Consider the following 24,877-nt stretch of genomic DNA (forward strand, 5'->3'; position numbering starts at 1 on the left):
GCAAGGCTTATGCCGAAACGTCATTCGGCTTATGCCCAGGGCAGTCACGGGGCCTCCGCCATGGCTTCGGCCGGCGTCGCCCGCACCATGCGCTTGAGCTCGGGAATGCACGAGCCGCAGTTGGTGCCGCACTTCAGCGCCCCCTGCAGCTTCGCCAGCCGCTCGTCGGCGGTGCCGGTGCAGCGGGCCAGTTCGGTCTGGATTGCCACGTCCGCCACGTTGAAGCAGGTGCACACCGTCTTGCCGCGCGACTGCACCGCCACCGGCGCCTTCGAGCCCGGCGACAGCAGCAGGCGGCCGTAGCTCTGCGCGGGCAGTTCCTCGCGCAGCAGGGTGGCGATCCACGCTTCGGCGCTGGTGTCGCCGCCCAGCAGGAAGGCTTCGAGGCCCGCGCTGCCGTCGGCGCGGCGCACCAGCCGGGCCGTCCGGCGCTGGCCGCGGCGGCGGTCGGCATAGCGCAGCGCGTCGGCGGCCTGCAGGCCGAGCAGCGTCTCGATCTTCTCGACCAGCGCGTCGTCGGGCGCGTCGTGCGCTGCGGCGCGAAAGAGGATGCCGGTGCGCTCGGTGCCTTGCGTGTTGCCGGAAAACGGCACGCAGGTCGCGAAAGGAAACAGCGCCATCGTCTGCTGCAGCGCGCGGTGCGCCGCCAATGCCTCGCCGGCGGGCAGCCAGGCCATGGCCAGCAGCGACCACGGCAGCTCGGCCTTGAGGATCTTCACCGGCGTGTGCTTCAGCTCCGGCTGCTTCGACGTGGGGCAGAAGGCCGGCGTGGTCAGCGCGTTGATGCCCGCCAGCCGCGTGCCGCTCGACGAGCAGCCGCTCAGGTATTCCTCGCCCCAGTGCATGGCGACGAAGGCCTGGCTCAGCCCCACCTCGGCGCTGGCGCGCGCGGGCAGCATGATCGAGCCGCGCTTCGAAGTCAGGTGCACCAGGTCGCCTTCGCCGATCTGGCGGCGCGCCATGTCCTGTGCGTTCATCTGCACCACCGGCTCGGGCACGTGGCCGAACAGGCGACCGGCCGTGCCGGTGCGGCTCATGCCGTGCCACTGGTCGCGCAGGCGGCCGGTGTTCAGCGAGAAGGGGTAGCGGGCCTCGCGCGCCTCGGCCACAGGCTTGTAGACGGTGTCGACGAAGCGGGCGCGGCCGTCGGGCGTTGGGAACACGCCGTCCTCGTACAGGCGCACGCTGCCTGTGCTTTCGCCTTCCTTCAGCGGCCATTGCTGCGGGCCGGCGGTCTCCAGCATCGCGTAGCTCATGCCGGTGATGTCCAGGTCTCGGCCGCGCGTGGATTCGCGATGCTCGTTCCAGACCGATTCGGCCGTCTCGTACGGAAAGAGCGTGAAAGTGCGGCCCATCTGCCGTTCGAGCCGGTGCGCGAAGGTCACCGCGATCGACCAGTCATTGCGCGCCTCGCCAGGCGCCGGCACGGCCGGTCGCACGCGCGAGATGCGGCGCTCGCTGTTGGTCACGGTGCCTTCCTTTTCGCCCCAGGTGGTGGCGGGCAGCAGCAGGTCGGCGAAGGCGCAGGTGGCGGTGGTGGAGAAGGCTTCTTGAACCACCACGAACTCGGCGCGCTCCAGCGCGCGGCGCACCGTGGCCTGGTCGGGCATCGACTGCGCCGGGTTGGTGCAGGCGATCCAAAGTGCGCGGATCTCGCCGTCGGCCGCGGCCTGGAACATCTCCACTGCGGTCTTGCCCGGCTTCTCCGGCACGGAAGGCACGCCCCACAGCGCCGCCACTTCGGCCCGATGCTCGGGGTTGGCCAGGTCGCGGTGCGCGCTCAGCAGGTTGGCAAGACCGCCCACCTCGCGCCCGCCCATCGCGTTCGGCTGGCCGGTCAGCGAGAAGGGTCCGGCGCCGGGCTTGCCGATCTGCGCGGTCGCCAGGTGCAGGTTGATGAGCGCGGCGTTCTTCGCCGTGCCGCTGGAAGACTGGTTCAGCCCCTGGCAGTACAGGCTCAGCGTGGCCGGCGATGTAGCGAAGAGCCGCGCCGCCTCCAGCAGGTCGTCCTTCGGGATGCCGCAGACCTGCGCCACCTTCTCCGGCGTGCATTCGCGCACCGTGGCCTTCAGCGCGTCGAAGCCGTTGGTATGCGCCGCGATGTACTTCGCGTCGGTCCAGCCTTCCCACAGCATCAGGTGCAGCATGCCGTTGAAGAGCATCACGTCCGTGCCGGGCTGGATGGGCAGGAACAGGTCGGCGATCTCTACCGTGTCTGTGCGGCGCGGATCCGCCACCACGATCTTCAGCGCCGGGTTCGCGGCCTTCGCGTCCTCGATGCGGCGAAAAAGAATCGGGTGCGCCCAGGCCGTGTTACTGCCCACGATGAAGAGGCACTGCGCGTCCTTCAGGTCGTCGTAGCAGGCCGGTGGCGCGTCGGCGCCCAGCGTCTGCTTGTAGCCGGCCACCGCGCTGCTCATGCACAGGCGCGAGTTGGTGTCGATGTTGTTGGTGCCGATCAGTCCCTTGGCGAGCTTGTTGAAGACGTAGTAGTCCTCGGTCAGCAGCTGGCCCGACACGTAGAAGCCGACCGAGTCCGGGCCGTGGTCGCGGATCACCTGCGCGAACTTGCCGGCGGCGTTGTCGAGCGCAATGTCCCAGCTCACCACCGAGGGCGCTTCGGCGCGCGCGAGGCGCTGCATGGGCTGCAGCAGCCGTGTTTGCCGCGTGACCGTGGCGCTGGCCGTGAGATGCAGCGTCGAGCCCTTGGTGCAAAGCCGCCCGAAGTTCGCCGGGTGCTCCGGGTCGCCGCGCACGCCGGTGACCTCGTCGCCGGTCGACTCGATGATCACCCCGCAGCCGACGCCGCAATACGGGCAGGTGGACCGGGTCTCCCGCGTCATGGGTTATTCCAGCGGAAGAACGGACAGCACCGCGAAAGGCTTCGGGCCGGCGACCGGGCGCTCCAGGTCGATGGCGTGCGTAGCCAGCTCGGCCGCGTCGAGGTGCACCACGCCGTCTTCCACCTTCACGGCGAACTTCGGCGTGCAGCCCTCGTCGGGCGCCTTGGCGCAGCCGTCGTCCAGCCCGATGGCCCAGTTGTGCAGCGGGCAGGCCACGCTGGTGCCGAAGACGATGCCCTGGCTCAGCGGGCCGCCCTTGTGCGGGCAGCGGTCGAGCAGCGCGAACACCTGGTCGTCGGAGTTGCGGAACACGGCCACGTCCAGCCCGGCCGGCCGCGCGACGCGGCGCGCGCCGAGCACGGGGATGTCGTCGATGCGGCAGATCACTTTCCAGTCGCTCATGGTGGGGCTCTCTTCTTTTCTCTAAGACTTGATTTCGGAATACAGGCCGGTCACGCGGTCCATGATCGCCAGCAGGTTCTCGCTGCTGACGAACACGTCGGACATCAGCGCGGGCGAGGCGCCGGCACCTTCGAGGCGCTGCAGGCCGCGGTTGAAGAAGATCCACTGCGCATCGGCCAGCACCAGCTCCTGCCGGATCTGCGCGGTGGCCTCGGGCGCGTTGCGCAGCAGCTCGAGCGCGGCCACGAATTCGGTGCGCGACTTGCCGATCTCGGCCGTGCTGCCGGCCGGGTCGATCTGCATCGCGGTGGCCAGGTAGAACTTGGCCATGCGCTGCGACAGCATGCGCTGGCGGCCCGCGATGTTGACCAGCTTGCCCACCGGCTTGCCCGAGGCGGCCTCGTACTGGCCGGTGCCCTGGTTGGCCAGCGCGAGCACGGCGGCGTCGAGCCTCACGACGCGGGCGGCGGCTTCCTTTCCGGGGGCGGCGTCGGTGAGCTCGGCCTTGAATGCGCCCCAGGCCGTGTCCAGCGACTCGTAGGTGGCGCGGATGGCCGGGCCGGGCGCGAAGGCCTTCAGTTCGCCGAGCTGACGCTCGAACAGCGCGATTGACCGGTCGAGCACCTGCCGGGCATTGCGCGACTCGACCTGCTGCACCAGCGCCAGGTAGGCCTTGCTCGCGCGCTGCGACAGCATGCGCTGGCGGCCGGCCTTGTTGATCGCGTCGTTCAGGTCGGCGACCTGCGCGTTTGCGCCCAGGCCGACGCCCATGCCCGCGACGGCTGCGGCAGTGCTGGCGATGAAGGCCCTGCGCTTCATGCCGTCAGCGGCGTGAACTGCCGCACGTCGACCGAGGCCTGCGCCGACTCGAACCACGGATCGGGCTCGCCGTCGAGCGCGAACTGCAGGCGCTCCCACAGCGCCTTGCGGCCCTCGGCGTCGTCGAGGATCTTCTTCTTCACGTAGTCCAGGCCCACGCGGCCGATGTAGTGCACCGTGCGCTCCAGGTACCAGCCTTCCTCGCGGTAGAGCTGCAGGAAGGCGCCCGAATACTCCATCACTTCCTCGGCGGTCTTCACTTTCACGAGGAACTGCGCCACCTCGGTCTTGATGCCGCCGTTGCCGCCCACGTAGAGCTCCCAGCCCGAGTCGACGCCGATCACGCCCACGTCCTTGATGCCGGCCTCGGCGCAGTTGCGCGGGCAGCCCGAGACGGCCAGCTTGACCTTGTGCGGCGAGTACATGGCCCACAGCGCACGCTCCAGGTCCTTGCCCATCTGCGTGGAGTCCTGCGTGCCGAAGCGGCACCACTCGCTGCCCACGCAGGTCTTCACCGTGCGCAGCGACTTGGCATAGGCGAAGCCGCTGGGCATGCCGATGTCCTTCCAGACGTTCTCCAGGTCTTCCTTCTTCACGCCCAGCAGGTCGATGCGCTGGCCGCCCGTGACCTTGACGGTCGGGATCTTGTACTTGTCGGCCGCGTCCGCGATGCGGCGCAGCTCGTCTGGCGTTGTGTGGCCGCCCCACATGCGCGGAATGACGGAGTAGGTGCCGTCCTTCTGGATGTTGGCGTGGCTGCGCTCGTTGATGAAGCGGCTCTGCGGATCGTCCTTCGCCTCCTTGGGCCAGGTGCTGATCAGGTAGTAGTTGATGGCCGGGCGGCAGGTGGAGCAGCCGTTGGGCGTGCGCCAGCCGAGGTTGCGGTACACCTCGTCGTGCGTCAGGTAGTGCTCCTTGCGGATGGCGTCGCGCACGTCCTGGTGGCTCACGTCGGTGCAGCCGCACACGGCCTTCTTCTTGGGCGTGGCGGAGTAGTCGCCGCCGGCGGTGAACATCAGGATCTGCTCCACCAGCCCGGTGCACGAGCCGCAGCTCGCGCTGGCCTTGGTGTGCTTCTTCACCTCGTCGAGCGTGAACAGGCCCTTTTCCTTGATGGCCTTGCAGATGGTGCCCTTGTTCACGCCGTTGCAGCCGCAGACCTCGGCGTCGTCGGGCATGCTGGCGGCCTTGTTGTGGCCCTCGTGGCCGGTGTCGCCGATGTTCGATTCGCCGAACATCAGCTTGTCGCGGATGTCGTGCACGCTGCGGCCGTCGCGCAGCAGCTTGAAATACCAGCTGCCGTCCACCGTGTCGCCGTAGAGGCAGGCGCCCACCAGCTTGTCGTCCTTGATGACCAGCTTCTTGTAGACCCCGCCGAAGGGGTCGCTCATGACGATCTCTTCCGTGCCTTCGCCGCCCATGAACTCGCCGGCCGAGAACAGGTCGATGCCCGTCACCTTCAGCTTGGTGGAAGTGAGCGAACCCAGGTAGCGGCCGATGCCGAACTGCGCCAGGTGGTTGGCCGCAACCTTGGCCTGCTCGAAGAGGGGCGCGACCAGCCCGTAGGCAATGCCGCGGTGCGCCGCGCATTCGCCCACCGAGTAGATGCGCGCGTCGGTCACGGTCTGCATGGTGTCGGTGACGACGATGCCGCGGTTGCAGTGCAGCCGCATCTTTTCGGCCAGCTCCACGTTGGGGCGGATGCCCACGGCCATCACCACCAGATCGGCAGCGACCTCGGTGCCGTCCTTGAAGCGGATGGCCTTCACGCGGCCGTCTTCCCCGCCGACCAGATCCTGCGTCTGCGCGCCCATCAGGAACTTCAGGCCCCGGTCTTCCAGCGACTTCTGCAGCAGCTTGCCCGCCACGTCGTCGAGCTGGCGCTCCATCAGCCAGGGCATGACGTGCACCACCGTCACGTTCATGCCGCGCAGCATCAGGCCGTTGGCGGCTTCCAGGCCCAGCAGGCCGCCGCCGATGACCACCGCGTTCTTGTGCGTGCGCGCGGTCTCGATCATGTAGTCGGTGTCGGCGATGTCGCGGTAGGCGATCACGCCCTTCAGGTCCTTGCCGGGCACCGGCAGCATGAAGGGGTTGGAGCCGGTGCACATCAGCAGGCGGTCGTAGGCGGCCTCGGTGCCATCCTCGGCGCGCACGATGCGCTTCACGCGGTCGACCTCCACCACCTTCTTGCCGGCGTGCAGCGTGATGTTGTTCTCGGAGTACCACTCCCAGCTGTTGAGCACGATCTCGTCGATGGTCTGCTCGCCCGCGAGCACCGGCGACAGCAGGATGCGGTTGTAGTTGGGGTGCGGCTCCGCGCCGAAGACGGTGATGTCGTACAGGTCGGGCGCGATCTTCAGCAGCTCTTCGAGCGTGCGCACGCCGGCCATGCCGTTGCCGACCATCACGAGTTTCATTTTCTTCATGGGGCTCCGCCTTTCCTGGAATCAAGCAAACGTGTGCCCGCGGCGCGCGTGGAGAATCGCGCCATGAGCTTTGAAGTGGACATCGGCTACAGCAGCCGGCGCGGACCGCGCGAGGTGAACGAGGACTTCGCCGGCGCGGTCCATGCGCCGCCGGGCGACGAGGCGCGCGGGCTCATCGCCGCGATTGCCGATGGCGTGTCCAGCGGCGGCCACGGCCGCGAGGCGGCGCAGACCACGGTGATGGGCCTTCTGGCCGACTACTTCGCCACGCCCGCCACCTGGGAACCGACCGCAGCGCTCGACCGGCTCATCGCCGCGCAGAACGGCTGGCTGGCCGACCACAACCGCCGCCGCCAGAGCAGGGAAGAGGGCCAGGGCGGCACCGCGCTCACCACGCTCACCGCACTGGTGCTGCACGGCCAGAGCTACACGCTGGCCCACGTGGGCGACACCCGTGCCTGGCGCGTGCGCGCCGGCGGCGAGGCGGCCGTGCCGCTCACGCAGGACCACGCCTTCGACCATCCCGACATGCGCAGCCGCCTGACGCGCGCCATCGGCCTCGACGACCAGGTGCGCGTCGACTACGTGCAGGGCGACGTTCGCGTGGGCGACTGCTTCGTGCTCACTTCCGACGGCGTGCACGGCGTGCTCAGGCCGCAGCAGGTGGCCGTGCTGGCCCTGCAGGGCGACGCCGAGGCGGCCAGCGATGCGCTGGTGAATGCGGCGCTCGACGCCGGCACGCGCGACAACGCGACCGCGCTGGTCATTCGCGTGGTGGGGCTCGACGCCCGGCAGCTCGACGACGAACTCGGCGACGGCCGCCGGCTCGCACCGCCGCCCGCGCTGAAGGTGGGCGACGTGCTCGACGGCTACGCCGTCACCGCGCTGGTGGCCGACACCGGCGTGCACCTGCTGTACCAGGCGCGCCATCCGGTCACGCGCGAGCTGGTCGCGCTGAAGACGCTGCATCCCTCGCGCGCCAGCGACCCGCAGGAGCGCGCGATGCTGGCGCACGAGGCGTGGCTGGGGCTGCGCGTGGGCGGCGGTGGTTTCGTCCGCGTGCACGAGCGCGCCGAGAACGCGAGCGCGCTGTACGTCGTGTTCGACTGGCATGGCGGGCGCACGCTGGAGCAGTTGCGCAAGGCCAATCCGCGCGGCGCGGTGGCCGAGGTCGTGGCCGCCGGCATCGAGCTCAGCCGCGCGCTCGGCCGGCTGCACCGGCAGGGCGTGATCCATCGCGACATCAAGCCCGGCAACCTGCACCTGGGCGACGACGGGCGCTGGCGCATCCTCGACCTGGGCGTGGCCCTGTCCGGCCGGGAGGGCGCGGCCCAGCGCGAGCTGCATGCGGGCACGCCCAGCTACATCAATCCCGAGCAGTGGGAGGAGGGTGGCACCGCCGACGCGGGCAGCGACCTGTTCGCCCTCGGCGTGACGCTGTACCAGTGGCTCACCGGCCATCTGCCCTACGGCGAGATCGAGCCCTACCAGGTGGCGCGCTACCGTCGTGACCCGGTCGCGCTCTCGCGCCTGCGACCCGACGTGCCGATCTGGCTCGACCATCTGGTGCGCAAGGCCGTCGCCCGCGATCCGCGCGAGCGCTTCGAAACCGCCGAGGAACTGCTGCTCGCGCTCGAGCGCGGTGCATCCCGCCCCGTGAGCGCGCCCGCCGCCACGCCGCTGATCCGCCGCGATCCGCTGGCGCTCTACCAGCTGGCGCTGGGCGTCTCGGTGCTGTTCAACGTGCTGCTCATCGTGTGGCTGCTTTTCCTGCCACGCTGAGCGGATGCGGGCGGGGCGAGTCATGAGCGGGTAGCCTTGCGAACGTGGGTGGCGGCCGCGGGGTTGTGCGGCGTCGTGACGCGCGCACGGCCACCCTTCTCGGCCCAGGTGCGGGTCCAGCGGATCTGCATCACGCGCATCACGCCCAGCATCACCAGCGACAGCGCCGCGAAGAAGACGAAGCCCCAGAGGTAGCTGCCGAGGTACTGCTTCGACAGGCCCATCGCGTTGGGCACGAGGCCGCCGCCCAGGGCGCCGATCTCGCCGATCATCGAGCCGGCCACCGCCGTGCTCGCGGGCCAGCGCAGCGGCACCAGCTGGAACAACGCGCCGTTGCCTGCGCCCAGTGCGGCGAAGCAGACGATCAGCACCAGCGTGGTGACGGTCAGCGAGGCCGAGGAGAAACCCACCAGTACAAGGCTCACGGCCACCACCAGCAGCACCACGGTGAGCGTGTTCACGCCGCCCCAGCGGTCGGAGATCCAGCCGCCCACGATGCGCACCGCCGCGCCCATGAAGGCCGCGAGCATGGTCAGCTGGCCGGCCTGCACCTTGCTCACGCCGAACTGGTCGTAGTAGTACGAGGGCAGGAAGGTCGTGAGGCCGATGAAGCCGCCGAAGGTCACGCCGTAGATCAGGCTGAACACCCAGCCGTCTTTTTCGAACAGGCAGGCGATGTGCTCGCGGAAGCTCGAATGGGCGTTCACGTCCGGCGGCTCCTTGGCGAAGAGCACCATCACGACCATCGGAATGAGGATGGCGACGGCGGCCACGCCGTACACCGCCTGCCAGCCCAGCCAGTTGGCCAGCGGCGGCGCCACCAGCACCGACACGGCCGTGCCCACGTTGCCCGCGCCTACCAGGCCCATGGCCAGGCCCTTGTGCTGCGGCGGGAACCAGCCCGAGCCCAGCGACAGCGCGACGCCGAAGCTCGCGCCCGCGATGCCCAGCAGCACGCCCATGGCGAGCAGGTCGTTGAAGCTCTTCACGAAGAAGAAGCCGAAGAGCATCGCCACCGCGATCAGCGCCATCTCGACCAGCGTGGCCTTCTTGCGGCCGATGTACTGCGAGAGGATGCCCAGCGGAAAGCGCATGAGCGCGCCCGCGATGATCGGCACCGACAGCATCAGCCCCTTCTGCGCCGGCGAGAGGCTGAAGGTCTCGCCGATGAAGGGCGCCATGGCGCCGTTCAGCACCCAGATGCAGCAGGAGAACGAGAAGTACAGGAAGGCCGCGAACAGTGTCGGACTGTGGCCTGACTGCAAGAAATTCCTGAAACCTGACATGGCGTTCAAAGATGCAAAAAGCCGCGGCGCGGCCCTGGAGAGGCCGTGTCGACGGACGGGGTTGGGAGCGGGGTGCCGGCAGCGGACGCTGTCGACGTGGAGGTGCGCGCGGCATGTGCGTTGCCTGGCCGGATGCAGGAGCCTGCAGCCTCTTCACCAAAGCGGTGCTTCGTTACACCGCGCCCTGTTTCATGCAAGAGGCGTGCCTGCGAGTTCGCGCTGGCGTGGCCTATGCTCGCGCTGCGTTCCCACACCGCTTTCCCACCAAGATGTCGCTCCTCGTTGTCCTGCCCGATGAACCTGCCGGCCTCGTGCTGCCCGAGGCGCTTGCGCAGGCGCTTTCCGGTGCCGGGCTCGATGTGCTCGGCCTTGCGGACTGCGCCGGCCTTGCGCGGCAGGTCGAGGCGCTGGCTCCCGGTCAGGTGCTGATCTGGTTGCCGCTGGTCAAGCCTGAACTGCTCGATGCCTTGCGCACTTGGTCCGGCCAGCCGCCGTGCGCGCTGAGCCTTGCCAGTGCGGCCTTGAGCGGCGCCGGGCACGAAGAACTGGTCGGACTCGGCGTGCACGCCTGGATGCAAATCGACGCCATCGACGCGGATTCGGTCGCCGCATTGACCGCACGCGCCCATGCCCGCTGGCAGCGCGAGGCCGCCCTGCGCACCGAACTGGAGAACCTGCGCACCCGCATGGACGAGCGCAAGTGGGTCGACCGCGCCAAGGGCCTGCTGATGTCCGCGCGCGGCATCGGCGAGGACGAAGCCTTCGGCCTGCTGCGCGGCGCTGCGATGCACGCCAACCTGCGGCTCGGCGAGGTGTCGCGCTCGGTCATCGAGGCGGCGCAGTGGGCCGACGCGATCAACCGCGCCGGGCAGCTGCGCATGCTCTCGCAGCGGCTGGTGCGCGTGGCGGCGCAGCTGCTGGGCGGCATCGACGCGCAGCGCGCGCGGGTGCTGCGCACTCAGTCGTCCGAGCGGGTGCAGCAGAACCTCGATCATCTGGCGGCCCTCGGGCTCGGCGCGGCCGGTGTCGAGGCGCTCGCGCAGGCGCAGGCCGCGTGGAGCGGACTGGCCGACGCCCTCACGGCGAAGCCGACGGCGGCGGGACTGGCCGACATCGACCGGCGTGCCGAAGTGCTGCTGGCAGCGGCAGAGGGGCTGACCGAAGCGCTCGAAACCTCGGGCGCGCGGCGTGCACTGCGCATCGTCAACATCTGCGGGCGCCAGCGCATGCGCGCGCAGCGGCTCGCGAAAGACGCGCTGCTGGCCGCCGCGCTGAAGGAAGAAGCCGCGAACGCGCGGCTGGTGCCGACCATGGCCGAGTTCGAAGCGGCCTTGCTCGAACTGGAGCGCGCGCCGCTGAGCACCACCGAGATCCGCGCCGCGCTCGCGAGCGCGCGCGACGAATGGCTGCGGCTGGTCGGCGGCGTGCAGGCACTCGACAGCGCCGACGGACGCGCCACGCTGGTGCGTTCCAGCGAGGCGCTGCTCGACACCTTCGAACGCCTCACGGCGTCGTACGAGCACAGCCTCCAGGTCATCATGTCCTGAACCTGGCACACCCCCAGGCTTCGCGCACTTCGTGTCGCTACGCCAACCCCCTTGCAGGGGGCAACACCTGCGGCCCGGCAAAGCCGGTTCCGCGGTGTTCGCCGGAAGGCGGTCATGGCTCGATGCGCCTGGACGCCGCGTCGATCTGTCAGGCCGCGACCTTCTCCACGTGCGCCTGGCGCGTGTAGAGGAAGTCGATCACCGCCTTGCGCGCGTGCACGTAGGCCGGGTCCTCTGCCAGTTCGACGCGGTTGCGCGGGCGCGGGATGTCCACCGACAGCACGTCGCCGATGGTGGCGGCCGGGCCGTTGGTCAGCATCACGATGCGGTCGCTCAGCAGCACGGCCTCGTCCACGTCGTGCGTGACCATGACGACGGTGCTGTGCGTCTTCTGCACGATGGCGAGCAGCTCGTCCTGCAGCTTGGCGCGGGTGAGGGCGTCGAGCGCGCCGAAGGGCTCGTCCATCAGCAGCACCTTGGGCTCCATCGACAGCGCGCGTGCGATGCCTACGCGCTGCTTCATGCCGCCGGAGATTTCGCCGGGGCGCTTCTGGGCAGCGGCCGTGAGGCCGACCAGCGCCAGCGCGGCGTCGGTGCGTGCGCGAAGCTGCGCCTTGCCCTCGGTGGCCGCGAACACGCGCTCGACCGCGAGGTAGACGTTTTCGAAGCAGGTCAGCCAGGGCAGCAGCGAGTGGTTCTGGAACACCACCGCGCGCTCGGGGCCGGGGCCCTTGATCTCCTTGTTGGCGCACAGCAGCGCGCCTTCGGTGGGCGTCGTAAGCCCGGCGATCAGGTTCAGCAGCGTCGACTTGCCGCAGCCCGAGTGCCCGATGAGCGTGATGAACTCGCCTTTGGCCACGTTCAGGTTCACGTCGCGCAGTGCGACGAAGCGGCCCTTGGGCGTCTTGAAGGCCTGCTCGACGCCGTGAATCTCGATGTACTTGCCGTCGTCGGTCATGACTTCACCTCTTCGAACGTGAATGCGGTAGCCAGCTTAATGAGCGCGAACTCCAGCACCAGCCCCACGATGCCGATCACGAAGATCGCGATGATGATGTTGGCGACGTTGAGGTTGTTCCACTCGTCCCACACCCAGAACCCGATGCCGACGCCGCCCGTGAGCATTTCGGCCGCCACGATCACCAGCCAGGCCGTGCCCACGGCCAGCCGCACGCCAGTGAGCATGTAGGGCAGCACGGCGGGAAAGAGGATCTTGGTGAGGATCTTCCATTCGCTGAGGTTCAGCACCTTGGCCACGTTCATGTAGTCGGTGGGCACGCGCTGCACGCCCACGGCGGTGTTGATGACCATCGGCCAGATCGAGCAGATGAAGATGGTCCAGATGGCTGCCGGGTTGGCGCCCTTGAACACCAGCAGGCCGATGGGCAGCCAGGCCAGCGGCGACACCGGGCGCAGCAGGCTGATCAGCGGATTGAACATGCGCGAGAGGAACTCGAAGCGCCCGATGGCGAAGCCGGCCGGAATGCCGACCAGCGCCGCCAGGCCGAAGCCCAGCGCCACGCGCTGCAGCGAGGAGAGCACGTTCCAACCCACGCCCTGGTCGTTGGGGCCCTTGCTGTAGAACGGGTCGCTGAACACCGTTACCGCCTGCTGCCAGGTGGCCAGCGGCGAAGGAAAGCCGGTGGTGCTTTTCATCGCCACTATTTCCCAGATCAGAAGCAGCAGGCCGAAGCCCGCGAGCGGCGGCAGCACGCGCATCCAGAAAGCGCGCAGGTCGAGCGGCGCGCGGGTGCGCGGCTCGGGTGCAGGTGCGGGCACCGGATGCGGAGCCGCCACCTTGGAGGCGGCCGGCTTGGCCGGGGCGGAAGGCGCCGACTGCGCGGCGGCCACATCGAGCGGCGAGTGGAAGACTGCGCTGACCATGGTGTTCTCCCTATGCATGGAGCTTGAAGGAATCGGCGTACTTCTTCGGGTCCTTGCCGTCCCAGACGGAGCCGTCGAAGAGCTTGCTGCTGCGCATCGCGTCCTTGGGCACCGGCGTCTGCGTGGCTGCGGCGGCCTGCTTATAGATGTCGATGCGGTTGATCTCGGTGGCCACCTTCAGGTAGTCGGGGTGCTCCTTCAGCAGGCCCCAGCGCTTGTGCTGCGTGAGGAACCACATGCCGTCCGACAGGTACGGGAAGTTCACGGCGCCGCCGTTGTAGAACTTCATGTGGTTGGGGTCGTCCCAGCTCTTGCCCAGGCCGTTGGTGTAGCGGCCCAGGATGCGCTGGTTGATGGCGTCCACGCTGGTGTTGACGTAGCTCTTGTCGGCGATGGTCTCGGCCATCTTGTTCTTGTTCTGCAGGCCGGTGTCGATCCACTTGCCGGCCTCCAGGATCGCGGCGGTCACGGCGCGTGCCGTGTTGGGGTACTTCTTCGCGAACTCGCCGGTGGTGCCCAGCACCTTCTCGGGGTGGTCCTTCCAGATGTCCTGCGTGGTGATGGCGGTGATGCCGATGCCGTCCATGATGGCGCGCTGGCCCCAGGGCTCGCCCACGCAGTAGCCGTCCATGTTGCCCACGCGCATGTTGGCCACCATCTGCGGAGGCGGCACGGTGATGTTCTTCACGTCCTTGAACGGGTCGATGCCGGCCGACGCGAGCCAGTAGTAGAGCCACATGGCGTGCGTGCCGGTGGGGAAGGTCTGCGCGAAGGTGTATTCGCGCTTCTCGCTGGCGATGAGCTTGGCGAGCGATGCGGCATCGACCGCGCCCTTGTCGGCGAGCTTCTTCGACAGCGTGATGGCCTGGCCGTTGTTGTTCAGGGTCATGAGCACGGCCATGTCCTTCTTCGGGCCGCTCAGGCCCAGGTGCATGCCGTAGACCAGGCCGTAGAGCACGTGGGCGAAATCGAGCTCGCCGTTGGCCAGCTTGTCGCGCACGCCGGCCCAGCTGGCTTCCTTGCTGGGCACGATCTTCACGCCGTATTTCTTGTCGATGCCCAGCACCGAGGCCATCACCACGCTGGCGCAGTCGGTCAGCGGGATAAAGCCGATCTTCACTTCTTCCTTCTCGGGCTTGTCCGAGCCCTGGGCCCAGACGGCCGCGCGCAGGGCGGGATCGATGCCCACGGCGCCGATGGCTGCGGCTTGCAGGACGCGGCGTCGGCTGAGGCGGGTTTTGAGCAGGTCGGTCATGGGGCGGGGCTCCGGTTGAAGACGAACAAACGACAAGGAAGAAAGACAAAAACGAAAAGGCGTCCGCACCACGCACGGGCTGCTCGAAAACGAGCCCTTGCGGGATGGGGACGCCTTTGTCCGGTTCGGTGGGGAGACACCCGCCGTTGGGTGCCGCCCTGCCTGAAGGCCTTTGGGGGCCTGCGAAACTTTCGCTTGCAAGCGGTGTGCCAGCCTTTGCAGGCAGGGCCTGCTATCAGGAAAGTAGCTGCATGCGGCGGGCCGTCGCGGGTGAAGCTCCAATCGGGCCGATCGGACCGATCAGGCCGACTGCAGGAGATGGCACGGTTGTTGTGCAGTGCACCAAGTTGAACGGCCGTGCCCGCCGCGGCTGCCTCAGCGCGGCGGTGCGCGATCGAGCATGGGCAGGTAGTCGGCCATCGCGAGCATCGACTCGGCCACGTCCACCAGCCTGCGCTTCTGGTTCATGGCGGTCTGGCGCAGCATCTTGTGGGCTTCTTCCTCGCTGAGGCGGCGGTGCGCCATCAGCAGGCCCTTGGCGCGCTCGACGATCTTGCGTTCGTTGAGCGAGGCGCGCACGGTCTCGAGCTCGTCGCTCATGGCCTGCAGCCGCTGCGACTGCTCCCGGACCATGTCGAGCACCGAGCGCTCCAGGTGGCGCCCGAACTGGGCGGGCGCGGCTGCCTGCGCGTCGGCGTCGTCGAAGAAGAGGGCGCCGGCCTGCGGCGTGAGCGTGTCGAGCAGCCGGCGGTATTCGCGCAGCTCGCTGCGCGCCTGCGCGGTCTTGTGCTCGCAGAGCGCGCGCAGGTCGGCGGCCAGGCGGTCCTCGACGGTCTTCATGGCGTCGATGCGGCGGGTGCAGCAGTCGAACCAGTCCTGGCTCAGCGGCACGTCGGCCGGCGCCGCGATGCCGCCGCGCCGGCGGATGCGCTCGAGCTCGGCGACGTCCGCATCGGGCTGGCTGTCGCGCCAGAGCGCGAGCACCGCCTCGCCCGAAAAGTCGGTGAACACCTGGAAGCAGCGCTCCTGCGATTCGATCAGGTGCAGCCACTGCAGGCGCTGCGCCTCGTCGCTGCGGCCCAGCGCGAGCGCGGCGGCGCCGAATGCGCGCTCCTGGCCTGCGAACTCCTTGCCCTGCATGAAGTTGAACATCGCGACCAGCAGGCGCGAGATCTCGGGGTCGGTGGCGCCGTCGGCCGCTTCGAACACCACCGAGAGCAGCCCTGCGACCAGCTTGGCGAAGGCGGCGGTGGACTGGGCCGGCTTCAGCTCCTGCGCATCGATGCGGCGGCGCAGGGCGGGCAGGGCATCGAGGCCCGGAAGCACCCAGGCGATGCGGCTGAAGAGGCGCGCGTTGTTGCCGGCGTCGGCGCCGCGGTGGTAGTTGTCGGCCTCGAGCTGGTCGAAACCGGCGCGCACCTCCTGCTCGAGCACCATGCATTCGGCGATCTGCGGGCAGCGCTGTTCGGCGAAACGGCCGCCGCGCGAGGTGAGGAACATGTTCGACATGCCGCGCTCGCGCTGCAGCGCGTGGACCAGCCGGCCGATCAGGCCCACCAGCTCGCTCGTGCGGGCGAGCCGGTCCAGCTCGTCGATTTCGCAGCGGCGGGCGGCGATGAGGAAGCTCAGTCCGGATTTCATGGCGTGGGGCGCGGGGCTCTGTGTCCGGTCACTGCAACATCCGTGCCTCAAGGAGGCGGAACGCGGCACCGTTTGCCCCTTCCCGGGCGCCGGCCGGGAGGTGCCGCCTACACTCGGCGGCATGCTCTTGTTGGGAATCGAATCATCCTGCGATGAAACCGGCGTGGCGCTGGTCGAGTCGCAAGGCGACGCGCTGCCGGTGCTGCGTTCGCACGCGTTGCACAGCCAGATCGCCATGCACCAGGCCTACGGCGGCGTGGTGCCCGAACTGGCCAGCCGCGACCACATCCGCCGCGTGCTGCCGCTGACCGAGACGGTCATGGCCGAAGCCGGCCGTTCGCTGGACGAGATCGACGTGGTGGCCTACACGCGCGGGCCGGGCCTGGCGGGCGCACTGCTGGTGGGCGCGGGCGTGGCCTGCGCGCTGGGCGTGGCGCTGGGCAAGCCGGTGCTGGGGGTGCATCACCTCGAAGGGCATCTGCTGTCGCCGTTCCTGAGCGCCGATCCGCCGGAGTTTCCGTTCGTCGCGCTGCTGGTGTCGGGCGGCCACACGCAGCTGATGCGGGTGGATGGCGTGGGGCGCTACGAGCTGCTCGGCGAGACCATCGACGACGCGGCCGGCGAGGCCTTCGACAAGAGCGCCAAGCTCATGGGGCTTCCGTACCCAGGCGGCCCATGGCTCGCGAAGCTGGCGGAAGGCGGCGATGCCGCGGCCTTCAAGCTGCCGCGGCCGCTGCTGCACAGCGGCGATCTCGACTTCTCCTTTGCCGGCCTGAAGACGGCCGTGCTCACGCAGGCCAAGAAGCTGGGCGACGAACTCGAGGCCCGCAAGGCGGATCTGGCTGCATCCACGCAGGCGGCCATCGTCGAGGTGCTGCTGAAGAAATCGCTCTCGGCGCTCGACCAGACCGGGCTCAAGCGGCTGGTGGTGGCGGGCGGCGTGGGGGCCAACAGGAGCCTGCGCGAGCAGCTGAATGCCGCGTGCGCGAAGCGCAAGGTGCGGGTGCACTACCCCGAGCTGCACCTGTGCACCGACAACGGCGCCATGATCGCCATGGCCGCCGCGATGCGCCTGCAGTCGGGGCTGTCGCAGGCAAGCGAGCGCTATGCCTTCGACGTCAGGCCGCGATGGCCCATGGCTTCGCTGTCGCTACCTGAGACTGCGTAATCGTTTGCTTCGACGACCGGCCGACGGCCGGCAGCGGCAACACGTCCAGCACATTGCGCCATAGCTGGCGCCATTGCGGCCAGTCGTGGCCGCCCTCGATCGTGAAGACCTGCTCCGGCGGCAGGGCGTCGGCCAGCAGCTTGTGGTTGCTGGCGAAGCGGTCGTCCAGCCCGAAGCCCAGGTACAGCCGCGGCAGGTTCTTCGACGGCTTGGCCGACAGGTACTGCTGGAAGAAGGGCCAGAGCTTGCGGTCCGGCTCTTCGTCGGGCTGCGGTCCGGTGGGCGCCTGCCAGGTGCGCAGGCCGCCGGCCTTCTTGATTTCCGCGCCGAGCACCCGGCGCCCGAGGTAGGGCGCGAGCGCCACGATGCCGTCCACCGAACCCGGCCGCGCCAGTTCGTGGATCAGCGCGCCGAAGCCGCCGATGGAAATGCCCACGAGCCAGATCGACTTGTAGCCCTTGGCGCGCTGCGGCTCGATGACCTCGGTGTGCAGGCGGTCGCTGAGGGTCTGCTCGTAGTAGTAGGAGACGTCCGCGTCCACCAGCAGTGCGTCGGCCGCCAGGTGGCGTTCGCGCACGGCGGCGATGAATCCTTCGCGCTCGAACTCGTCGGGCTTGAGGTACGCGCCTGGCAGGAACACCAGGAGCGTGTCGGATTGTTCGTCGGGATTTGCGGGCTGGAGATGTGTATTCATGGTGCCTTGAGGGGGCACCCGAACCGCACCGTCGGGAAATCAGTGCGTTTACAAGACGCCCACGAAGAAGAAAGTTCTAAAAAAACGTCACATGATGTGACGTTAATCCAGCGCTATTGTGAATAAGGTGCTCGTTTAATGTCAAAAACGGGGTCTTACTAACATTTTCCTCTTGTGGGCATAGGGCCGATTAGTTGATTTGCAACTGGGTGGCCTGGCTCACCGGCACCAGCTTGCCGAGCTTCAGCGTGAGCACGCCGTTCTCGAGCTTCGCTTCGCTGGCGGCCACGTCGATGTCCTGCGGCAGCTCATAGGCGGCCTTGAACTGGCGCTTGGCTTCGGCCTTGCTCTCGATGCGCAGCACGGCGCCTTCGATGCTGATCGCGAGGTCTTCACGAGCGAAGCCCGGCACGTCGAGCGAGAGGGTCCAGCTCTTTTCGTCCTGCTCCACGAGCGGCGAGCGGCGGGTGCCTGCGAAGGCCTCCGCGGCGAAGCGCTCGAATGCGCGGTCATAGGCACGGGGTGCGAAGCGGGCGGTGCGAAGGGTAGGGGCGAAAAACATGGTGAAGAACTCCTGAATGAACACAATGGGGACAAGGAATGTGTGTCCCTTACACTGCGCGGCCGTTCCATCGTGAGTGCCGCTTGAGACCTCATCTAGGCGCAGCGGCACGCGTTTCAAGACAATGAATCCCCCCTTTAATTTGCGTCGCGAGGCCTTGAAATTCGCGGCGCTGGCGCTATGCGCGAGGCCCTTCGCGGCGCTTGCGCAGACGCCTCCTACGCCCATTCGCCTTGCCCTCATCGAAAGCATGAGCGGGCCCTTCGCCAACACCGGCGAGGCCGTGTTCCGCAACCTGCTGTGGGCGGTGGAGCGCGTGAATGCGCGTGGCGGCGTCAAGCTGCCTGGTGTTCCCGGAGGCGCGCGGCCCCTGCAGCTCGACCGCTACGACAGCAAGGGACAGAACGAGGAAGCGCTTTCCGCGCTGCGCGCCGCGCTGGACGACGGCGCGCGCATCGTGCTGCAGGGCAACTCTTCGGCCACCGCGGCGGCGCTGATCGACGCCATCGACAAGAACAACGAGCGGGAGCCGTCGCGGCGCGCGATCTTCCTCAACTACGCGGCGGTCGACCCGGCGCTCACCAACGAGCGCTGCAGCTTCTGGCACTTCCGCTTCGACGCGCATGCCGACATGCGCATGGCCGCGCTGATGGACGTGATGAAGGACGACACGGCGCTCAAGCGCGTCTACCTGATCGGTCAGGACTACAGCTTCGGCCAGGCCGTGCTGCGCGAGGCGCGCCGGCAGCTCGGCGCGCAGCGGCCCGACGTGGAGATCGTCGGCGACGAGCTGCACCCCATGGGCAAGGTGAAGGACTTCGCGCCGTATGCCACCAAGATCATCGCGAGCGGCGCGCAGGCCGTGATCACCGGCAACTGGGGCAACGACCTCACGCTGCTCGTGAAGGCCGCGCGCGAGGCGGGCTTCAATGGCAGCTTCTATACCTTCTACGGCAATGCGCTGGGTGCGCCTGCTGCCATCGGCGACGCGGGCATCGGGCGCGTGGTGGCCGTGGCCGACTGGTTGCCCAATGTGCAGACGGTGCAGTCCGAAGCCTTCTACCGGGCCTTCCGCGCGCGCTTTCCGAAGCCGGCCGACGACTACGTGCACATGCGGCTGCAACTGATGATCGAGGCGCTCGTGCAGGCCATCGAGCGCGCGGGCAGCGCTGATGCGTTGCCCGTGGCGCGCGCCCTGGAGCAGGCCGATGTGAGCATGTACGGCCAGCGCGGGCGCATGCGTGCAGCGGACCACCAGTTCCAGCAGCAGCTCGTGGTGGGCGTGATGGACAGGCAGGGCCGGCCGGGTGTGCAGTTCGACGTCGAGGGCTCCGGCTACGGCTTCCGCGTGGTCAAGACGATCGCCCCCGAGCGCGCCGAGCTGCCGACCTCGTGCAAGATGAAGAAACCTTGACCTGAAGTTGACGAAGAACAGGAACCCCGGACATGCGTGAAGCCATCCACAACCTCGAAGCATCGAAGATCCGCGAAGTCGCCAATGCCGGCATGGGCCGCGACGACGTGCTGGCCTTCTGGTTCGGCGAGAGCGACGAAGTCACCCCCGAAGTGGTCCGCCAGGCGGCCATCGAATCGCTGCAGCGCGGCGAGACCTTCTATGCCCACAACCTCGGCCTGCCCGAGCTGCGCGAAGCCATCGCGCGCTACGCCAGCGGGCTGCATCCGACGGTGGATGCCTCGCGCATCGCCGTCACTTCGGGCGGCGTGAGCGCGCTGATGCTGGCGGTGCAGGCGCTGGTCGACGCGGGCGACGAGGTGGTCGCCGTCACGCCGGTGTGGCCCAACCTGACGGCGCAGCCCGCCATCATGGGCGCGCACGTGCGCACGCTGCCGCTGGTGCCGGTGAACGGGCAGTGGACGCTCGACCTGCCGGCGCTGCGCGCGGCGGTCACGTCGAAGACGAAGCTGCTGATCGTCAACGCGCCGAACAATCCCACGGGCTGGACCATGAGCCGCGACGAGCAGCAGGCCGTGCTCGATCACTGCCGCCAGACCGGCACCTGGATCCTGGCCGACGAGGTGTACGAGCGGCTCTACTTCGAGCCCGCGCCCAACGCTTGCGCGCCGAGCTTCCTCGACATCTCGAAGCCGGACGACCGGCTCGTGGTCACGCACAGTTTCTCGAAGAGCTTCCTGATGACCGGCTGGCGACTGGGCTGGCTGGTGCTGCCGCCTTCGATGGTGGACGGCATCGGCAAGCTGATCGAGTTCAACACTTCGTGCGCCAGCGTGTTCACCCAGCGCGCCGCGATCGCCGCTATCGAGCACGCGGGCGAGATCACGCCGCGCGTGGTGGCGCACCTCAAGCAGTGCCGCGACACGCTGGTGCCGCTGCTGGCGGCGCTGCCGGGCGTGCAGGTGGCGCCGGCCAAGGGCGGCATGTACGCCTTCTTCCGTCTCGAGGGCTTCGGCGATTCGCTCGAGGTGGCCAAGCGGCTGGTGGCCGAGGCGGGCCTGGGGCTGGCGCCGGGCAATGCTTTCGCGCCCGAAGCGCAGGGCTGGCTGCGCTGGTGCTTCGCCTCGAAGGATCCGCAGCGGCTGGTGAAGGGCGTGGAACGGCTGCGCGACTGGCTGGCGCGGCAGAAGTAGCCCGCCGGCTGCAATTTCGTTCAATACGCGGCGCGACCGGGCCGCGAAGCTCGGGCTTTTCTTTCGGAAGGGCTCGGGATGTCGTCGCAACGGTTGAAAGGCATGGCGCTGTGTGCGCTGGCAATGGTCACGGTCGGGAGCACGGTGGTGGCCAGCAAGGTCATCGCGGCGGGGCTGCCGCCTTTCACCGCGACGGCGCTGCGCTTCGCGCTGGCGCTGCCGGTGTTCCTGGTGCTGCTGCGGCTGACCCGTACGCCATGGCCGCGGCCCGGCAGGCGCGATCTGGCGCTGCTCGTGTGTCAGGCCGGGCTGGGGAGCGTGGGCTACACCGTGCTGCTGATCCTGGGCGTGCGCTGGGCGCCGGCGGCCAGCGCGGGCGTGGTGGCGGGCACCTTGCCGGCGGTGGCCGCGCTGGTGGCGGTGATCGCGCTGCGCGAGCGGCCGGGGCGGTTTCTGGTGGGCAGCATCGTGCTGGCGACGGCGGGGGTGCTGGCGATCAGTTGGCCCGGAGCCGGCGCGGTTGGGGCAGGGGGATCGAGCTCCCCTGCGGCGCTGGCGGGCAACCTGCTGGTGCTGGGGGCGGTGGTCTGCGAAGCGATGTTCATCCTGCTCAACAAGCGCCTGCAGGTGCCTGTGCGCCCGCTGGCGCTGTCCACGCTGATGACGGCCTTCGGGCTGCTGCTGTCGCTGGTGCCGGCCCTTTTCGAGCGGGCATGGGAGCAGCCCTTGCCTGCGCAGGCGCTGGCCGGAGTCGTTTACTACGCCCTGGTGCCCACGGTGCTGGGCTTCGTGCTGTGGTTTGCCGGCTCTTCCCGGCTGAATGGGGCCGAGGCGGCGCTTTTCACCGCCGTGCTGCCGGTTTCGGCGCTGGTGCTGGCGGCGCTGTGGCTGGGGGAAAGCATCAGCCCGGCCCAGATCGGCGGGGCCGCCTGCGTTCTGGGGGCGGTGGGGCTGGCGTCGCTCGACGGTAGGCCTTCCGCGCCTTCCGAGGGGGCAAAAAGCCCGGGGAGGGCGGTCGGGCTATAATTCCAAGGCTTTGCATGCCGCAAGGCGCACGGCGAGGGCAGTTCCAGTCCTTGCCGCAAGTCAAACATCCCGGAACAAGGAAATCAACATGATCGCAGCCTCCATCAAGGCCGAAGTTGTCAAGGACAACGCCCGCGCCGCCAACGACACCGGCAGCCCCGAAGTGCAAGTCGCACTGCTGACCGCCCGCATCAACGAGCTCACCCCCCACTTCAAGACGCACGCCAAGGACCACCACGGCCGTCGCGGCCTGCTTCGCATGGTGAGCCGCCGTCGCAAGCTCCTCGACTACCTCAAGTCCAAGGATGCCGACCGTTACACCGCGCTGATCGCCAAGCTGGGTCTGCGCAAGTAATCCAAATCGCATGAAAAAACGCCTGGGTTAGTCCGCTAGCTCAGGCGTTTTTTACTTCGCGATCCACTTTCGGAGTGCCCAAACAGAGCGAAGCTGTGTCATTCCAATGAAGTTCGCCCCGAGCTTCGCTGGAATGGCATCGTGTTCTGAGAAGCCTCCGTCACCTGCGGACTCCATGTAGTTCGCTATCAAAACAGGAGCAAAACATGAGCCTCTTCAACAAAGTCACCAAGTCGTTCCAATGGGGCGGCAAGACCGTGGTCATGGAAACGGGCGAAATCGCCCGCCAGGCCAGCGGCGCAGTGCTCGTCGACATCGAAGGCACCGTCATCCTCGCGACCGTGGTCGCATCCAAGTCGGCCAAGCCCGGCCAGGACTTCTTCCCGCTGACCGTCGACTACATCGAGAAGACCTACGCCGCCGGCAAGATTCCCGGCAGCTTCTTCAAGCGCGAAGCCAAGCCCAGCGAGCACGAAACGCTGACCAGCCGCCTGATCGACCGCCCGATCCGCCCGCTGTTCCCCGAAGGCTTCCTGAACGAAGTGCATGTGGTCATCCACACCATCTCGCTGAACCCCGAAGTCGATGCCGACATCGCCGCCATGATCGGCGTGAGCGCCGCGCTGTCGATCTCCGGCGTGCCGTTCAACGGCCCGATCGGTGCCGCCCGCGTGGGTTACATCAACGGCCAGTACGTGCTGAATCCGGGCCAGACCGCTCGCAAGGATTCGCAGATGGACCTCGTCGTCGCCGGCACGCAAGCCGCCGTGCTGATGGTCGAATCCGAAGCCCTGCAACTGAGCGAAGAAATCATGCTGGGCGGCGTGGTGTTCGGCCACGAACAGGCCAACATCGCCATCGACGCGATCCATGAACTCGTGCGCGACGCCGGCAAGCCCGTGTGGGACTGGAAGGCCCCCGCCGAAGACGAAGCCTTCGTCGCCAAGGTCAAGGGGCTGGCCGAAGACAAGCTGCGCGCCGTCTACCAGATCCGCAGCAAGCAGGCGCGTACGCAAGCACTGCGCGAAGCCAACGCCAGCGTGCTCGAGGCCCTGAAGGCTGAAGGCACCGAATTCGACTCCGGCAAGGTTTCCGATCTGCTGTTCGCCATCGAGTCGAAGATCGTGCGCAGCCAGATCCTGTCGGGCGAGCCGCGCATCGACGGCCGCGACACGCGCACCGTGCGCCCCATCGAGATCCGCAACTCGGTGCTGCCCCGCACCCACGGCTCGGCCCTGTTCACGCGCGGCGAAACGCAGGCGCTGGTCATCACCACGCTCGGCACCGAGCGCGACGCGCAGCGCATCGACGCGCTGGCTGGCGAGTACGAAGACCGCTTCCTGTTCCACTACAACATGCCTCCCTTCGCCACCGGTGAAGTGGGCCGCATGGGCTCGACCAAGCGCCGCGAAATCGGCCACGGCCGTCTGGCCAAGCGTGCGCTCGTCGCCGTGCTGCCGAACAAGGAAGAGTTCCCCTACACGGTTCGCGTGGTGTCGGAAATCACCGAGTCGAACGGCTCCTCGTCGATGGCTTCGGTCTGCGGCGGCTGCCTCTCGATGATGGATGCCGGCGTGCCCATGAAGGCGCACGTGGCCGGTATCGCCATGGGCCTGATCAAGGAAGACAACCGCTTCGCGGTGCTGACCGACATCCTGGGCGACGAAGATCACCTGGGCGACATGGACTTCAAGGTGGCCGGCACGACCAACGGCATCACCGCCTTGCAGATGGACATCAAGATCCAGGGCATCACCAAGGAAATCATGCAGGTCGCACTGGCGCAGGCCAAGGAAGCGCGCATGCACATCCTCGGCAAGATGCAGGAAGCGATGGGCGAGGCCAAGTCCGACGTGTCGCAGTTCGCGCCGCGCCTGACCACGCTGAAGATCAACCCCGAGAAGATCCGCGACGTGATCGGCAAGGGCGGCGCGGTCATCCGCGGCCTGCAGGAAGAAACCGGCACGACGATCAACATCGACGAAGACGGCACCATCACCATCGCCTCGACCGATCCGGAAAAGGCCGAGATGGCCAAGAAGCGCATCGAGCAGATCACGGCGGAAGTCGAAATCGGCAAGGTGTACGAAGGCCCGGTCACCAAGATCCTGGACTTCGGTGCGCTCGTGAACCTGCTGCCCGGCAAGGACGGCCTGCTGCACATCAGCCAGATCGCGCACGAACGCGTCGAGAAGGTGACCGACTACCTGAGCGAGGGCCAGATCGTGAAGGTCAAGGTCCTCGAGACCGACGACAAGGGCCGCGTCAAGCTGTCCATGAAGGCCCTGACCGAGCGTCCGGCCGGCATGGAATTCAGCGAGCGTCCGCCGCGCGAAGACCGTGGTGACCGTGGCGATCGTCGTGAGCGCGGCGACCGTGGCGATCGCGGCGAGCGTGGTGGTGACCGCGGCGGCGACCGTGGCGAACGCGCTCCGCGCTTCAACAACGAGCAACAGCAGCAGCCGCGCAGCGAAGCTCCGGCCGGCGAGCAGCCGCAGCAAGCAGCTCCGCGCGAGCCTCAGGAGTAAGAAGGGCGCAGCGGCGGTCCCTGATCGCCGCTGCTATCTTTTGAACGTC

Annotated in this window: 19 protein-coding genes; 8 read left to right on the forward strand and 11 right to left on the reverse strand. The window is 68.2% G+C overall.

Annotated features, from left to right (window positions below; translation table 11 throughout):
• Positions 1 to 44: 44 nt before the first annotated feature.
• The 4 genes from SFB74_RS11950 to nirB are packed head-to-tail and all read right to left on the reverse strand — an operon-like array spanning position 45 to position 6,493.
• Positions 45 to 2,843 (reverse strand): nitrate reductase, encoded by a 2,799-nt coding sequence (locus tag SFB74_RS11950; RefSeq protein WP_432731030.1) that lies wholly within the window; start codon positions 2,841 to 2,843, stop codon positions 45 to 47.
• A gap of 3 nt (positions 2,844 to 2,846) precedes the next feature.
• Positions 2,847 to 3,245, reverse strand: coding sequence for a nitrite reductase small subunit NirD (gene nirD, locus SFB74_RS11955; protein WP_432731031.1), 399 nt, complete (start codon positions 3,243 to 3,245; stop codon positions 2,847 to 2,849).
• A 21-nt stretch (positions 3,246 to 3,266) separates the two neighbouring features.
• Positions 3,267 to 4,064, reverse strand: a complete 798-nt coding sequence (locus tag SFB74_RS11960; RefSeq protein ID WP_432731032.1) for a type IV pili methyl-accepting chemotaxis transducer N-terminal domain-containing protein — start codon at positions 4,062 to 4,064, stop codon at positions 3,267 to 3,269.
• Positions 4,061 to 6,493: a nitrite reductase large subunit NirB gene (gene nirB / locus SFB74_RS11965; protein WP_432731033.1), complete on the reverse strand. Its 2,433-nt coding sequence runs from the start codon at positions 6,491 to 6,493 to the stop codon at positions 4,061 to 4,063. Before nirB ends, SFB74_RS11960 begins: the two co-directional genes overlap by 4 nt.
• A gap of 63 nt (positions 6,494 to 6,556) precedes the next feature.
• Here nirB and SFB74_RS11970 point away from each other — a divergent pair, with 63 nt between their 5' ends.
• On the forward strand, positions 6,557 to 8,275 hold the full coding sequence (locus tag SFB74_RS11970; protein WP_432731034.1) for a protein kinase domain-containing protein: 1,719 nt from the start codon (positions 6,557 to 6,559) through the stop codon (positions 8,273 to 8,275).
• A 20-nt stretch (positions 8,276 to 8,295) separates the two neighbouring features.
• Here SFB74_RS11970 and SFB74_RS11975 read toward each other — a convergent pair whose 3' ends face one another.
• Positions 8,296 to 9,561, reverse strand: a complete 1,266-nt coding sequence (locus tag SFB74_RS11975; RefSeq protein ID WP_432731035.1) for an MFS transporter — start codon at positions 9,559 to 9,561, stop codon at positions 8,296 to 8,298.
• 269 nt (positions 9,562 to 9,830) lie between these two features.
• On the opposite strand from SFB74_RS11975, the gene SFB74_RS11980 reads away from it, so the two are divergent.
• Entirely contained in the window at positions 9,831 to 11,108 is a 1,278-nt protein-coding gene (locus SFB74_RS11980) for an ANTAR domain-containing response regulator (protein ID WP_432731036.1), read from the forward strand.
• Between the two features lie 148 nt (positions 11,109 to 11,256).
• Here the strand turns inward: SFB74_RS11980 and SFB74_RS11985 are convergent, their stop codons facing one another.
• From SFB74_RS11985 to SFB74_RS12000, 4 genes are all read right to left on the reverse strand, one after another.
• Positions 11,257 to 12,066, reverse strand: coding sequence for an ABC transporter ATP-binding protein (locus SFB74_RS11985; protein WP_432731037.1), 810 nt, complete (start codon positions 12,064 to 12,066; stop codon positions 11,257 to 11,259).
• Complete coding sequence (ntrB, locus tag SFB74_RS11990) at positions 12,063 to 12,992, reverse strand: nitrate ABC transporter permease (protein ID WP_432731038.1); 930 nt, start codon at positions 12,990 to 12,992, stop codon at positions 12,063 to 12,065. The genes SFB74_RS11985 and ntrB overlap by 4 nt, the downstream gene beginning before the upstream one ends.
• Positions 12,993 to 13,002: 10 nt before the next feature.
• Positions 13,003 to 14,247: a CmpA/NrtA family ABC transporter substrate-binding protein gene (locus tag SFB74_RS11995; RefSeq protein WP_432731039.1), complete on the reverse strand. Its 1,245-nt coding sequence runs from the start codon at positions 14,245 to 14,247 to the stop codon at positions 13,003 to 13,005.
• Between the two features lie 375 nt (positions 14,248 to 14,622).
• On the reverse strand, positions 14,623 to 15,888 hold the full coding sequence (locus tag SFB74_RS12000) for a nitrate- and nitrite sensing domain-containing protein (protein WP_432731040.1): 1,266 nt from the start codon (positions 15,886 to 15,888) through the stop codon (positions 14,623 to 14,625).
• A gap of 121 nt (positions 15,889 to 16,009) precedes the next feature.
• Between SFB74_RS12000 and tsaD the strand changes: the two genes are divergently transcribed.
• Positions 16,010 to 17,056: a tRNA (adenosine(37)-N6)-threonylcarbamoyltransferase complex transferase subunit TsaD gene (tsaD, locus tag SFB74_RS12005; protein ID WP_432731041.1), complete on the forward strand. Its 1,047-nt coding sequence runs from the start codon at positions 16,010 to 16,012 to the stop codon at positions 17,054 to 17,056.
• On the opposite strand, the gene SFB74_RS12010 is transcribed toward tsaD, so the two are convergent.
• Both SFB74_RS12010 and SFB74_RS12015 read right to left on the reverse strand, forming a co-directional pair.
• Positions 17,007 to 17,750 carry an alpha/beta fold hydrolase gene (locus SFB74_RS12010; protein ID WP_432731042.1) on the reverse strand — a complete coding sequence of 248 codons (744 nt, stop codon included), beginning with the start codon at positions 17,748 to 17,750 and terminating at the stop codon, positions 17,007 to 17,009. The genes tsaD and SFB74_RS12010 overlap by 50 nt on opposite strands.
• Positions 17,751 to 17,940: 190 nt before the next feature.
• The gene (locus tag SFB74_RS12015; RefSeq protein WP_432731043.1) at positions 17,941 to 18,312 is read right to left on the reverse strand and encodes an Hsp20/alpha crystallin family protein; all 372 of its coding nucleotides are present in this window, start codon (positions 18,310 to 18,312) and stop codon (positions 17,941 to 17,943) included.
• Positions 18,313 to 18,436: 124 nt separating this feature from the next.
• Here SFB74_RS12015 and SFB74_RS12020 point away from each other — a divergent pair, with 124 nt between their 5' ends.
• The 5 genes from SFB74_RS12020 to pnp all read left to right on the forward strand — a co-directional run bounded on the left by SFB74_RS12020 (position 18,437) and on the right by pnp (position 24,828).
• Positions 18,437 to 19,726 (forward strand): branched-chain amino acid ABC transporter substrate-binding protein, encoded by a 1,290-nt coding sequence (locus SFB74_RS12020; protein WP_432731044.1) that lies wholly within the window; start codon positions 18,437 to 18,439, stop codon positions 19,724 to 19,726.
• A 32-nt stretch (positions 19,727 to 19,758) separates the two neighbouring features.
• Positions 19,759 to 20,919 (forward strand): pyridoxal phosphate-dependent aminotransferase, encoded by a 1,161-nt coding sequence (locus tag SFB74_RS12025; protein ID WP_432731045.1) that lies wholly within the window; start codon positions 19,759 to 19,761, stop codon positions 20,917 to 20,919.
• A gap of 78 nt (positions 20,920 to 20,997) precedes the next feature.
• Positions 20,998 to 21,945 (forward strand): DMT family transporter, encoded by a 948-nt coding sequence (locus tag SFB74_RS12030; protein ID WP_432731046.1) that lies wholly within the window; start codon positions 20,998 to 21,000, stop codon positions 21,943 to 21,945.
• An 88-nt stretch (positions 21,946 to 22,033) separates the two neighbouring features.
• Positions 22,034 to 22,300, forward strand: coding sequence for a 30S ribosomal protein S15 (rpsO, locus tag SFB74_RS12035; RefSeq protein ID WP_007837783.1), 267 nt, complete (start codon positions 22,034 to 22,036; stop codon positions 22,298 to 22,300).
• A gap of 206 nt (positions 22,301 to 22,506) precedes the next feature.
• Positions 22,507 to 24,828 (forward strand): polyribonucleotide nucleotidyltransferase, encoded by a 2,322-nt coding sequence (gene pnp / locus SFB74_RS12040; protein WP_432731047.1) that lies wholly within the window; start codon positions 22,507 to 22,509, stop codon positions 24,826 to 24,828.
• The last annotated feature ends 49 nt before the right edge of the window (positions 24,829 to 24,877 follow it).

This window comes from Variovorax xiamenensis (genome assembly GCF_050916385.1).
Classification (GTDB): Bacteria; Pseudomonadota; Gammaproteobacteria; order Burkholderiales; family Burkholderiaceae_C; genus Variovorax.

Coding starts and splice junctions, on each gene's coding strand:
- SFB74_RS11950 (WP_432731030.1), bottom strand. CDS start 2,843: ATGACGCGGGAGACCCGGTCCACCTGCCCGTATTGCGGCGTCGGCTGC.
- nirD (WP_432731031.1), bottom strand. CDS start 3,245: ATGAGCGACTGGAAAGTGATCTGCCGCATCGACGACATCCCCGTGCTC.
- SFB74_RS11960 (WP_432731032.1), bottom strand. CDS start 4,064: ATGAAGCGCAGGGCCTTCATCGCCAGCACTGCCGCAGCCGTCGCGGGC.
- nirB (WP_432731033.1), bottom strand. CDS start 6,493: ATGAAGAAAATGAAACTCGTGATGGTCGGCAACGGCATGGCCGGCGTG.
- SFB74_RS11970 (WP_432731034.1), top strand. CDS start 6,557: ATGAGCTTTGAAGTGGACATCGGCTACAGCAGCCGGCGCGGACCGCGC.
- SFB74_RS11975 (WP_432731035.1), bottom strand. CDS start 9,561: ATGTCAGGTTTCAGGAATTTCTTGCAGTCAGGCCACAGTCCGACACTG.
- SFB74_RS11980 (WP_432731036.1), top strand. CDS start 9,831: ATGTCGCTCCTCGTTGTCCTGCCCGATGAACCTGCCGGCCTCGTGCTG.
- SFB74_RS11985 (WP_432731037.1), bottom strand. CDS start 12,066: ATGACCGACGACGGCAAGTACATCGAGATTCACGGCGTCGAGCAGGCC.
- ntrB (WP_432731038.1), bottom strand. CDS start 12,992: ATGGTCAGCGCAGTCTTCCACTCGCCGCTCGATGTGGCCGCCGCGCAG.
- SFB74_RS11995 (WP_432731039.1), bottom strand. CDS start 14,247: ATGACCGACCTGCTCAAAACCCGCCTCAGCCGACGCCGCGTCCTGCAA.
- SFB74_RS12000 (WP_432731040.1), bottom strand. CDS start 15,888: ATGAAATCCGGACTGAGCTTCCTCATCGCCGCCCGCCGCTGCGAAATC.
- tsaD (WP_432731041.1), top strand. CDS start 16,010: ATGCTCTTGTTGGGAATCGAATCATCCTGCGATGAAACCGGCGTGGCG.
- SFB74_RS12010 (WP_432731042.1), bottom strand. CDS start 17,750: ATGAATACACATCTCCAGCCCGCAAATCCCGACGAACAATCCGACACG.
- SFB74_RS12015 (WP_432731043.1), bottom strand. CDS start 18,312: ATGTTTTTCGCCCCTACCCTTCGCACCGCCCGCTTCGCACCCCGTGCC.
- SFB74_RS12020 (WP_432731044.1), top strand. CDS start 18,437: ATGAATCCCCCCTTTAATTTGCGTCGCGAGGCCTTGAAATTCGCGGCG.
- SFB74_RS12025 (WP_432731045.1), top strand. CDS start 19,759: ATGCGTGAAGCCATCCACAACCTCGAAGCATCGAAGATCCGCGAAGTC.
- SFB74_RS12030 (WP_432731046.1), top strand. CDS start 20,998: ATGTCGTCGCAACGGTTGAAAGGCATGGCGCTGTGTGCGCTGGCAATG.
- rpsO (WP_007837783.1), top strand. CDS start 22,034: ATGATCGCAGCCTCCATCAAGGCCGAAGTTGTCAAGGACAACGCCCGC.
- pnp (WP_432731047.1), top strand. CDS start 22,507: ATGAGCCTCTTCAACAAAGTCACCAAGTCGTTCCAATGGGGCGGCAAG.